This window comes from Ulvibacter litoralis, from assembly GCF_900102055.1.
In the GTDB taxonomy this organism is placed as follows: domain Bacteria; phylum Bacteroidota; class Bacteroidia; order Flavobacteriales; family Flavobacteriaceae; genus Ulvibacter; species Ulvibacter litoralis.
In genome coordinates this window covers 72,215-84,250 of sequence record NZ_FNBA01000007.1, presented here as the reverse complement: position 1 = coordinate 84,250, position 12,036 = coordinate 72,215, and the positions used below count along the sequence as shown (strand labels likewise).

General features: G+C 34.6%; 9 protein-coding genes. 8 read left to right on the top strand and 1 reads right to left on the bottom strand.

The window, feature by feature from the left end; all coding sequences use genetic code 11:
* The 8 genes from BLQ00_RS15735 to BLQ00_RS15700 all read left to right on the top strand — a co-directional run.
* Window positions 1-3,665, top strand: a 3,665-nt coding sequence (locus BLQ00_RS15735) for a DUF7507 domain-containing protein (protein ID WP_093145278.1), incomplete at its 5' end; no start/stop codon positions are given.
* A gap of 54 nt (window positions 3,666-3,719) precedes the next feature.
* Window positions 3,720-4,661, top strand: a complete 942-nt coding sequence (locus tag BLQ00_RS15730) for a PorP/SprF family type IX secretion system membrane protein (protein WP_093145277.1) — start codon at window positions 3,720-3,722, stop codon at window positions 4,659-4,661.
* 11 nt (window positions 4,662-4,672) lie between these two features.
* Entirely contained in the window at window positions 4,673-6,673 is a 2,001-nt protein-coding gene (locus BLQ00_RS15725) for an OmpA family protein (RefSeq protein WP_093145276.1), read from the top strand.
* A gap of 334 nt (window positions 6,674-7,007) precedes the next feature.
* The gene (locus BLQ00_RS15720; RefSeq protein WP_093145275.1) at window positions 7,008-8,972 is read left to right on the top strand and encodes an OmpA family protein; all 1,965 of its coding nucleotides are present in this window, start codon (window positions 7,008-7,010) and stop codon (window positions 8,970-8,972) included.
* 79 nt (window positions 8,973-9,051) lie between these two features.
* Window positions 9,052-9,570, top strand: coding sequence for an isopentenyl-diphosphate Delta-isomerase (idi, locus tag BLQ00_RS15715; RefSeq protein ID WP_093145274.1), 519 nt, complete (start codon window positions 9,052-9,054; stop codon window positions 9,568-9,570).
* The gene (locus BLQ00_RS15710) at window positions 9,567-9,974 is read left to right on the top strand and encodes a 6-pyruvoyl trahydropterin synthase family protein (protein ID WP_093145273.1); all 408 of its coding nucleotides are present in this window, start codon (window positions 9,567-9,569) and stop codon (window positions 9,972-9,974) included. The genes idi and BLQ00_RS15710 overlap by 4 nt, the downstream gene beginning before the upstream one ends.
* Before the next feature lie 44 nt (window positions 9,975-10,018).
* Entirely contained in the window at window positions 10,019-10,996 is a 978-nt protein-coding gene (locus tag BLQ00_RS15705) for a type I phosphomannose isomerase catalytic subunit (protein ID WP_093145272.1), read from the top strand.
* Between the two features lie 41 nt (window positions 10,997-11,037).
* Window positions 11,038-11,307: a hypothetical protein gene (locus tag BLQ00_RS15700; RefSeq protein WP_093145271.1), complete on the top strand. Its 270-nt coding sequence runs from the start codon at window positions 11,038-11,040 to the stop codon at window positions 11,305-11,307.
* On the opposite strand, the gene BLQ00_RS15695 is transcribed toward BLQ00_RS15700, so the two are convergent.
* A complete protein-coding gene (locus BLQ00_RS15695) occupies window positions 11,304-12,011 on the bottom strand; it encodes a DUF4369 domain-containing protein (RefSeq protein WP_093145270.1) in 708 nt (235 codons plus the stop codon). The two genes, BLQ00_RS15700 and BLQ00_RS15695, sit on opposite strands and share 4 nt — an antisense overlap.
* Window positions 12,012-12,036 lie beyond the last annotated feature (25 nt).

The window sequence follows — 12,036 nt, the reverse complement described above, 5'->3', positions numbered from 1 at the left end:
CAGATGCTGGTTACAGCGGAACGGATCAGTTTGTATACAGTGTATGTGATGATGGAGTACCACAAGCATGTGATGAAGCAACAGTTTACATTAGTATTGACCCAAATTCAGGTGGAAATGAGATTCTAGCTGTTGATGATATCAATGATACGTTTGTAAATATTCCAGTTGATGGTGATGTAAGTACAAATGACTTAAATGTTGATGGTCCAGTAGGAACAGAAGTATTCACATTAGTAAATGGTCCAAGTGAGGGTACGTTAGTATTTAACACAGATGGAACATATACATACACACCAAATCTTGATTATGTAGGAGAAGATACTTTTGAATATCAAGTATGTGACGGTGGAAACCCAATCGCATGTGATACTGCAATTGTGTATATCGAAGTTGTTGGAGATCCTATAATAGGTAACGATCCGCCAGTTGCGAATGCAGATACCAATATTACAGAGGTAGGAGTGCCAATAAGCGGAAATGTGTTATCAAATGATTTTGATCCAGATGGAGATCCAATCATAATAACTGTTAATACAGATCCAAGTAATGGTACAGTGGTTATCAATCCGACAACAGGAGAGTATACTTACACACCAAACCCTGGATTCCAAGGTGAGGATACTTTTGAGTATACCATTTGTGATGATGGAACACCAGCTTTATGTGATACAACAACAGTAACGATTCAAGTGATTCCAGATGATGGAAACATTACAGTTGCTAATGATGATGCATATTATGGTGAAGTTGATACAGATATTACTGGGAACATATTAGAAAATGATTCAGATCCAGAAGGTCATACACAACAAGTAGATACGACTATTAGCCCAGTTAGTGGACCAAGTAGCGGTACAGTTGTAATTTTAGCTAATGGTGACTTTATCTATACACCAAACCCTGGTTTCGTAGGAACTGATCAATTTGTATATCAAATTTTTGATAGTGGAAGTCCAATAGCAACAGATGTAGCTACAGTTTATATCTTAATTAATGAAACACCAGCGCCAAGTATAGCGTTAGTTAAAACAGGTGCTTTCAATGATATTAACGGAGATGGTTGTGCAGATGTAGATGAAACTATTACGTACACTTTCAGTGTTACAAATGAAGGAAATGTTCCTTTAGGTTCAATAATAGTAACAGATCCATTATTAGAAGCACCAAATCCAGTAGTACCTATTGTATTTGTATCTGGAGATGACAATGCAAACCTTCTTTTAGATGAAACTGAAACTTGGATTTATACTGCAGATTACACAATAACACAGGCTGATATCGATACGGGTAATGTAACGAATCAAGCAACTGTTGAAGGAACTGATGATGACGGAACAGTAGTTTCAGATTTATCTGATGATAACAGTGTGTTAGAAGATGATCCCACAGTAACTGATCTTTGTCAAGAAGGAAGTATCGCAATCATTAAAGAAGGTACTTTCAATGACTTGAACGGAGATGGTTGTGCAGATGTAGATGAGACAATAACATATGCCTTTACAATTGTAAATACAGGAAATGTTACTTTAACAGATGTTATGATTACTGATAACTTGGTAGGATTAGTATTAGTTGGAGGACCAATAACTCTTGCGCCAGGTGAGACAGATACAACTACATTTGTTGGAACGTATCCAATTACACAAACTGATATAGACGCAGGAAGTGTAACAAACCAAGCAACGGTTGAAGGAGCAGAGCCAAACGGAACAATTGTATCTGACCTTTCAGATGACGATAGTATCCTTGAGGATGATCCTACAGTAACTGATCTTTGTCAAGAAGGAAGTATCGCAATTATTAAAGAAGGTACTTTCAATGACTTGAACGGAGATGCTTGTGCAGATGTAGATGAGACTATAACATATGCCTTTACAGTTGTAAATACAGGAAACGTTACTTTAACAGATGTTATGATTACTGATAACTTGGTAGGATTAGTATTAGTTGGAGGTCCAATAACTCTTGCGCCAGGTGAGACTGATGCAACTACATTTGTTGGAACGTATCCAATTACACAAACTGATATTGATGCAGGAAGTGTTACAAACCAAGCAACGGTTGAAGGAACTGAACCAAGTGGAACAATTGTATCTGATCTTTCAGATGACGATAGTATCCTTGAGGATGATCCTACGGTAACGGATCTTTGTCAAGAAGCAGAGATAGCATTGATTAAAGTAGGAACTGTAATTGACACTAACGGTGATGGTTGTGCAGATGTAGGTGAAACAATAAGATATACATTTGATGTGTATAACTTAGGAAATGTAACCTTAACTGATATTGATATTACAGATGATCTTCCAGGAATTAGTATTGCAGGAGGGCCAATTACCCTTGCTCCAGGAACTAACGATGCAACTTCATTTGTGGGTATTTACACAATAACACAGGATGATATTGATACAGGAAGTGTAACAAACCAAGCAACGGTTGAAGGAACAGACCCTAATGGTGTTGTAGTTTCAGATTTATCTGATGATAACAGTATATTAGAAGACGATCCAACAGTAACGCCTGTTTGTCAAATTATATCAATTGCTTTAATTAAAACAGGAACTCTTTCTGATGATAATGGAAATGATTGTTTTGATGTTGGAGAAACAATTGTTTATAGCTTCTTAGTAACGAACTTAAGTAATGTTCCATTAACTAATATTACAATTACTGATCCGTTAGTAACTGTAGTTGGTGGTCCAATAGTTCTTGCAGCGGGTGATTCTGATGGAACTACATTTACAGCAGTGTACACAATAACACAAGATGATATTGATACAGGAAGTGTAACGAATCAAGCTACTGTTAGCGGAACTGCGCCATCTGGTTCAGTTGTGATAGATCAATCTGATGATAATAGCAACTTTGAAGATGATCCTACAGTAACAGTTTCTTGTGGTTCGAATGCTGACATGTCTGTAACTAAAACTGGAGTGTTTAACGATGAGAATAATGATGGAGCGACCCAAGTAGGTGAAACGATATCTTATATCTTTAGCGTTACAAATACAGGAAATGTTACATTGTACAACATTACATTAGAAGATCCATTACCAGGAATTGTGATTAGTGGTGGACCAATAGTAGAGTTAGCTCCAGGAGAAACAGATGATACTACATTTACTGCGATTTATACTGTCACACAAGATGATATAGATGCACAGGAGGTGTTGAATCAAGCTATAGCTACAGGTCAAGATCCTAATGGAAATGACGTTAGTGATGAATCTGATGATCCTAACGATCCTACGAATGTTGATCCAGATAATGATGGTGACCCTGATGATGTTACTATTACTATCTTACCAAACGTACTTCCTGGTGACTTTGAAATATTCAATGGTATCACACCGGATGGTGACGGTAAGAATGATTTCTTCTATATCAAAGAAATTAGTAAATACTCAGATAATACTATGGAGATATTCAACAGATGGGGAGTATTGGTATATGAGACTACTAATTATGGAGGATCTAATGATGAAGAGAATGTATTTACAGGAATTTCAGAAGGACGTGTAACAATCGCAGAAGACGATTTATTACCAACAGGAACGTATTACTACGTACTTAAGTTTACAGGACAAAATCCAGGTGAGCTAGGTAGTTATCCAGAAGCTGGTAAAGAAAGTTACGCAGGATACTTATACATTAATAGATAGAAAATCAAAAAATCTCCGGGAGGAAATTTCCTCCCGGGTTTAAAATATGTAACTATGAAACACAGTTATTTTACAATTATACTTTTGATTTTGCTAGGGACATTTTCAAGTAATGCACAGCAAGATCCCCAATACACACAGTATATGTATAACACCGAAGTGGTAAACCCTGCGTATGCAGGTTCGAGAGATGCTATGAGCTTCGGATTGTTATTACGGACACAATGGATTAGCCTTGAAGGAGCGCCTCAAACGGGGACGTTTACTATGAGCTCGCCTATTGGTGCTTTGGATAATATGGGATTAGGTTTGGCAATTGTTCACGATCAAATAGGACCGGCTACAGAGTCTAATATTAATGTAGATTATTCTTACTCCATCAATACATCAGATAAATCTGAGTTATCTTTTGGTTTAAAAGCGGGGTTAGATATATTAAATGTTGACTATACAAAGCTTAATATTTTTGATCAGACAGATCCTAGATTTCAGAGTAATGTAGATAATAAACTGCAACCTCAAATTGGAGCAGGTGTTTATTTCAATACTGATAAGTTTTATGCAGGACTTTCTGTCCCTAACTTTTTAACTACAAAACATTTTGATGAAAGTAGTTTAGGGAATGTAAATAATGCATCAGTTGCTGCTGAAAGATTACACTATTTCTTAATTGCAGGATATGTATTTGATATTAGCGATAATTTAAAGTTTAAGCCTGCTACTTTAGTGAAAGCTGTAAGTGGTGCTCCAATTCAATGGGATGCTTCAGCAAACTTTTTAATAAATGACAAGTTTACGGTAGGAGCAGCGTATAGATGGAGTGCAGCATTAAGTGCAATGTTGGGGTTCCAAGCTTCTGAACAAATTTTTATTGGATTTGGTTACGATTATCAATCTACAGATATTGAGGAATATAGTGATGGTTCTTATGAGCTTATGTTACGATTTGAACTGTTCAAAAAGCCAGAACGTGTATTAACACCTAGGTTCTTCTAAAAACGCATACTATGAATAAAATCTCACAAAAAATATTAATGTTAACATTGGTTCTTTTCATTACCAGTGTTGCTTTTCCCCAGAAAAAACAAATTGCGAAAGCAAATAAAGAGTTTGATCGATACTCATATATTGATGCGAGGGAAATTTATCTTAAAGTAATAGAGGACGGATATAAATCTGCCGAAATTTATCAAAGACTAGGAGACACGTATTACTGGAACAGTGATTATGATAATGCTGCTAAATGGTATTCTAGACTAGTTGAGGAGTTTCCAGATGAAACAAAAGCTGAATATTATTTTAGAGCTTCACAATCTTTAAAAAGTCTTAAGAAATACGAAGAAGCTAAAAAGATGATGGATGGCTTTGTCGCCAAAGGAGGGAATGGATTGTTGCTTAAAGATTTCAAAAAAGATTCAAATTACCTTGAAAGCATTGGGCTAGCATCTAAAGGATATGAACTTGATAAAGTCACTATTAATACAAACTATTCAGACTTCGGTCCTTCATTCTACGGAAATAAATTAGTTTACGCTACATCTTCAAATAAAACTGAAGGAGGAAAAATCTATGAATGGAATCAACAGCCTTTCTTAGATTTATTTATGGCTACAATGGATGAAGAAGGACGTCTTTCTAAACCAGAGCCACTAAGTGGAGAAATTAATACAACTTTTCACGAATCTTCCACATCATTTACTAAAGATGGAAGAACCGTTTTCTTTACACGTAATAATTTTATAAACGGTAAAAAAGGAAGAGATGAAAATAAAACAATTCGTCTTAAACTATACAAAGCAACCCACAATGGTGATGGTAATTGGGGAAATATAGTTGAATTGCCTTTTAATAGTAAAGAATATTCTGTAGCTCATCCTGCGTTAAGTCCTGACGAAAAGAAATTATACTTTTCATCAGACATGCCGGGTACTATGGGAATGTCAGATCTTTGGTATGTAGAAGTATTAGGAAACGATACCTATGGTGCTCCTGTAAATCTAGGAGATCAAATAAATACCGAAGCAAGAGAGTCTTTTCCATACATTAGTAAAGAAGGAAACTTATACTTTGCTACTGATGGTTTAGCAGGACTTGGTGGCTATGATGTATTTGTCACAAAACTAGATGCCAATGGACAAGCTGGTGAGCTTGTGAATCTTGGAGAACCTGTAAATAGTTCACAAGATGATTTTGGTTTTATTTTAGATGAGGAAAAAGGATTAGGATATTTATCTTCCAATAGAGATGGAGAAAGAGGTAGTATAGATGATGATATCTATAGAATTTATGAGAAATGTGTTATTACAATCTCAGGAATTGTTTTCGATGTTGATACTAGAGAATTATTACCTGGAGCAGTAGTTACATTATTAGATGCTAATAATAAGGTCATTTCAACAATGGAAGCTGACCAAAATGGAGCCTATCATTTTGATGCAGAATGTAGCTCACAATATTCAGTCCGTGCTACAAAAGAAACCTATTCGCCTAATGAAAAGTTAGTAGAAACACCTGATAAAACTGGAAACATTGAAGTACCTCTTCCTTTAAGAGGACCTTGTCCTCCTAATGATTTAGGATGTCGTTTATGCTTACAACCAATATTCTTTGATTTTGATAGATACAACATTCGCCCAGATGCCGAAATTGAACTAGCAAAAATATATGTTGCGTTAAGAGATTATCCACAATTGAATATTCATATAGAATCTCATACAGATTCTAGAGCGACAAATTCATACAACAATAGATTGTCTGAAAAACGTGCTCAAGCTACTTTAAACTGGCTTGTAAATAAAGGAATTAGTCCATCGCGATTAACAGCTAAAGGATATGGTGAAAGTCAACTTTTAGATCGTTGTTTAGTGTTTGATGAATGTGGAAAGAAAATTGGAACTTACGACTGTACGGAAGAACAAAGAAATAATCCTACGTGTAGTGATGGAGTAAAATGTTCTGAAAAAGAACATCAAATGAATAGACGTTCTATGTTTATTATACAAAACTGATAGTACGCTAACCAATAAATAAAAAGCGCTCAATTTTTCAACTGGGCGCTTTTTTTTAAATTTTAACGTTGAAAAAGGTGTTTTATCGAATATTTAGGGTTTTAATCTAATTCCTACTTTAGTCGATTTAGATACTAAAATACTTGTGTATCTTTACTTCGGTTTTATCTTTAACAGGCATAACACCTTGTTTGAATGCAACTCTTCCCCACAAATTTTTTACGTATAGTTTAATTTAAGAATCTACATTGATTACGGTATGTTTCTTAATATGAACAGACTATCTAATGTTTTTTAATTCTGAAAAGAATTAGTTATAATTAAAAAGTAAAGTATGATTACTATAAAGAGTTTCGGTAGAAAAACTATTTTTTTTGGAATATTTCTTTTCTGTATTCAGCTTTTGAATGCTCAAAATGGTGACGTTCGAAAAGCCAATAAAGAATATGATAAATATGACTTTATAGATGCTCGAGATATCTATCTTATGGTTGTCGAAGACGGCTATCATTCCGCAGAAATTTTTAAAAAATTAGGAGATACCTACTATTATAATAGTGATTATACCAATGCATCAAAATGGTATACTCGATTATTAGATACCTACCCAAACGATGTAGATACAGAATATTATTATAGAGCAGCACAAGCCCTAAAAAGTATTAGCAATTATGCCGATTCTGATGTGTTAATGGAAAAATACGTTGCATTAGGTGGAGAAGAACGGGTAGTGCAAGTTTTTGAAAATGACCCTGAATACCTTAAAAGTTTAGGAGTAGAGCCGTTTAAATATGTAATTAATAAAATATCAGTTAATAGTAAGTTTTCAGATTTTGGACCTTCTTATTATAAAGATAAAATTGTTTTTGCTTCTTCTACAAAGGATCTTTCAAACTTTAAAACGCACAACTGGAACAATCTTCCTTATTTAGATTTGTACGAAGCTAGCATCGATAAGTATGGAAATTTATCAGATCCGGTTCCTTTAAAAGGAGATGTAAATACCATTTATCACGAATCATCTACCTCTTTTTCTAAAAACGGAAAAACAGTTTACTTCACTCGAAATAATTATACAAATGGTAAAAAGAAGAGTGACCGACAACGAACAATGCGCCTTAAGTTATATAAAGCGACCATTAGTGAAACTGGAGACTGGGTTAATGTATTAGAGCTACCTTTTAATGATGAAGAATATAGTGTAGCCCATCCGGCATTAAGTCTGGACGAAAAACGTCTTTACTTTGCTTCAGATATGCCTGGTACGTTTGGCCGTTCTGATTTATGGTATGTTGAAATTTTAGGAAATAATATGTATGGCCCTCCTGTGAATTTAGGAGAAAAAGTAAATACGAAAGCTCGTGAAACGTTTCCTTTTGTTAGTGAGAAAAACAACCTGTACTTCTCAAGTGATGGTCACGGAGGTTTTGGAGGTTTAGATATATTTATTATTCCTATTGATGAAGAAGGAGAACTTGGTAAAATAACCAACTTTGGAGAACCAATTAATAGTAATTTTGATGATTTTGGATTTATTACCAAGGAAAGTGAAGGGACTGGTTTTTATACTTCAAATGTAGATGGAGGAAGAGGTAGTATCGATGATGAAATTTTTAGATTCGTAGAAGAATGTGTCATGACAATCAATGTCGTAGTGCGAGATATCGATACACAAGAATTATTACCTGGTGCTGAAGTTTCAATTTTAGATGAAAATTATCAAGTAATTCAGAAAGTAACCGTTGGAGAAGATGCAACCGTAACTTTCACGAAAGAATGTGATACAAAATATACTTTACTAGGAACTAAAAAGGATTATTTTCCAAATGAGAAAACCTTAGTAACTCCAGATGAAGGTGGTGTAGTAGATGTAACATTAGAATTAAAACACAAAGAAATTTGTCCTCCTAACGACTTAGGGTGCCGACTTAGTTTACAGCCTATTTATTTCGATTATGATCGTTCAGAAATACGTCCAGATGCAGCTGTTGAGTTAGCAAAAATTTTAGCAGCATTGCGCAAGTATTCTGAATTGGTTATTAGCATTGAGTCACATACCGATTCAAGAGGTAGAGATAGTTATAACTTAAAGCTTTCCGATCGAAGAGCTCAATCTACATTAAATTGGTTGGTAGATAAAGGAATTTCAAGAGCTAGACTAAGTGCCAAAGGATATGGTGAGACACAATTGGTGAATCATTGCGGAAATGACGTAGAATGCACTGAAGAAGAACACCAATTAAATAGACGATCTATGTTTATTATTCAGGACCTTAATTCGACGGTTACAAATAATTAATACTTTTACTTCGGAAGAAACACTTTTGTTTTTTATTTACAAGATCCTATTTTGTATTTTTGAAAAATAAAATTGTACTATGGCTGAAGAACAAGTAATTCTTGTTAATGAAAACGACGTTCAAATTGGGCTAATGCCTAAGTTAGAAGCGCATGAAAAAGGGCTTTTACATCGTGCTTTTTCCGTGTTTGTTTTTAATGAGAAGAATGAGTTAATGCTTCAGCAAAGAGCGTTGCATAAATACCATTCTCCAGGACTTTGGACCAATACTTGTTGTAGTCATCAACGAGATGGAGAAACCTCATTAGAAGCCGGTAAACGTCGTTTGTTTGAAGAGATGGGGTTTGAAACTCCGCTCAAACAAAGTATCTCTTTTATTTACAAAGCTCCTTTTGACAATGGCTTAACGGAGCACGAATTTGATCACATTTTACTTGGAAATTATAATGAAGCACCGCTCATCAATGAAGAGGAGGTTGCCGCTTGGAAGTGGATGCCATTAGAAGAGGTAAAAAAAGATATCGAAGCACAACCTGAGATTTATACAGCTTGGTTTAAGATTATTTTCGACAAATTTCAAAAACACTTATCTGTATGAGCTTAACTATTTATCGCAAAGCACATTTTAATGCTGCACACCGTTTGTATAAAAAAGAATGGAGTGATGCTAAAAATTTTGAAGTTTTTGGCAAATGTAGCAATCCTCATTACCACGGACATAACTACGATTTAGAAGTAGGACTTACTGGAACAATGGATCCTGAAACAGGTTTTCTTATCGATTTAAAAATATTGAAAACTATTATTGAGGAGGAAATATTAACTCCTTTCGATCATAAAAACTTAAATGTTGAAGTTTTAGAATTTAAAGATCTAAATCCAACCGTGGAGAATATTGCAATCGTGATTTGGAATAAACTGAATACTCGTTTGCAATCAAAATATCAAATTTCAGTAAAACTATACGAAACACCGCGTAATTTTGTAGTATATACAGGTTAATAACTCTGAAAAGTAGCACTGAAATTTTCGTTTAAAAAATACTATTGAAAAAGAAACCCGAATTATATCCCTTAAAATTTATTCCCATCCTGAAAGAAAAGGTATGGGGTGGAACCAAATTGTCTCGTTTGTTTGGAAAAGAACTTGCTGAAAATACGGGCGAGAGTTGGGAAGTTTCAGGGGTAGAAGGCGATATTTCGGTAGTTGTTAATGGAACTTTTAAAGGGGTATCGTTAGTTTCTCTTTTAGAAACGTATAAAGAAGCATTGGTTGGAAAAAAGGTTTACAAAACCTTCGGCGCTACATTTCCACTTTTGTTTAAGTTTATAGATGCAGATCAAGACCTTTCAGTACAGTTGCATCCAAACGATGCTTTGGCTAAAAAACGTCATAATTCCTTCGGAAAGACAGAAATGTGGTATGTTCTAGATGCTGATGATGATGCTCGTATTATCTTAGGATTTTCAGAAAAGATGGACGCAGAAACGTATTTGAGGCATCTTTCAGAAAATAAAATCACAGAGATACTGCATTCTGAAAAAGTACAAAAAGGAGATTCCTTTTTTATAACTCCAGGAGTCGTACACGCTATTGGAGCGGGGGTTGTGATAGCCGAAATTCAACAAACTTCAGATATTACGTATCGTATTTACGATTGGAACCGTCCAGACATTAATGGCGAATTACGTGAGCTTCATAACGAATTGGCAATAGATGCAATTACCTTTGAAGAAACTAATGCGAAATTAACCTATACGGAAGTCGAAAACGAACCCCTTCCATTGTGTACCACACCTTTTTTTAAAACGAATAAGCTAACGCTAACAAAAAACTTCACTAGAAATGTTGTCGCACTAGACTCATTTGTAGTATATATGTGTGTAGAAGGTGCTGCAACTGTCGTAACTAAAAACACTTCCGAAGAAATTAAAAAAGGGGAAACACTGCTCATCCCTGCATCTACCTCAGAAATTACCATTAAAACGTCATCCGCAACTATTTTAGAAGTTTATATCCCTTAATACACTCGAAAGTAGTATTTTTGCACAAAATTTAAATTATTATGGCAAACGTACGCGACTTAAAAAAAGATATTAATTACGTATTAGGAGATATTATCGAAGCGGTGTATATCTGGGAGTTAACAAATCCAAGTAAAGACAATAAAAAAGCTGAAGCAATCATTGACGAAGCAATTACAACTTTTGATGAGCTTATCGCTAAAGTAAACGATAAAAATGTTGAAAACAAAAAACAACATTTTAAAGCTATCAATGCTGATCTAGAAGAAAAAGGTAGAAAATTGATCGAAAAAATTAACGGATTAAGTTAATTCTTTTCTTTCTTTACCTCTTTAATATAAGACTCTAATGCGGTACCGTATTTAGAGTCTTTTATTTTTGGAGTAAGTGTGTTATACACGGTATCCAGATATTTAGGATTTGCATCGTAAATTTCTGTAAGCGCTAAATAAGGCGCTAATTCGTATTCTTTGTGGTTTATGGCAAAGTTCACTGTCATAAAGTATTTACTTGCTTTTAAGCTGCTTCTTTGTCCTTCTATAGCACTTACTAACGAATCATTTCCTTCTTGTAATGCTTTAAGTCCGCTTTCAATATGGTCTAAGTTTTTGTCTGAATACCTTTTCATTAACTTTTTATAGTCATTTAAAGCGTCTTCATTTTTTGAACCTGTAATTTTTGCGTCAAGTTCAAAACTCTTCAATGTCGTGTTGATTGTAATTTCGCTGGGTTCAGCAAAAAAAGTAATACGATCATCAATTAAAGTACCGTCTTTCAATCTAAGGTATAGGTAGTAAATCTCTGGGCTGTTTATTTCTTCGGAAAATTCAAAGCTAGAGTCACCGTTAACTTGAACTGAATCTACGGTCGTTAATATGGTGTCTTCAAATTTCTGAAGCAACAGTGTTCCTTTTTTTAATCCTTTTACATGTCCTGTAAGGTGCATTTCTTTATCGCTTTTCGAGCAGCTAACAACTAAGAAAAAAATAGTAAGTAAGGAAAAAAGGTATTTCATTTTGGAGTCTTATTTTAAGCGAGCA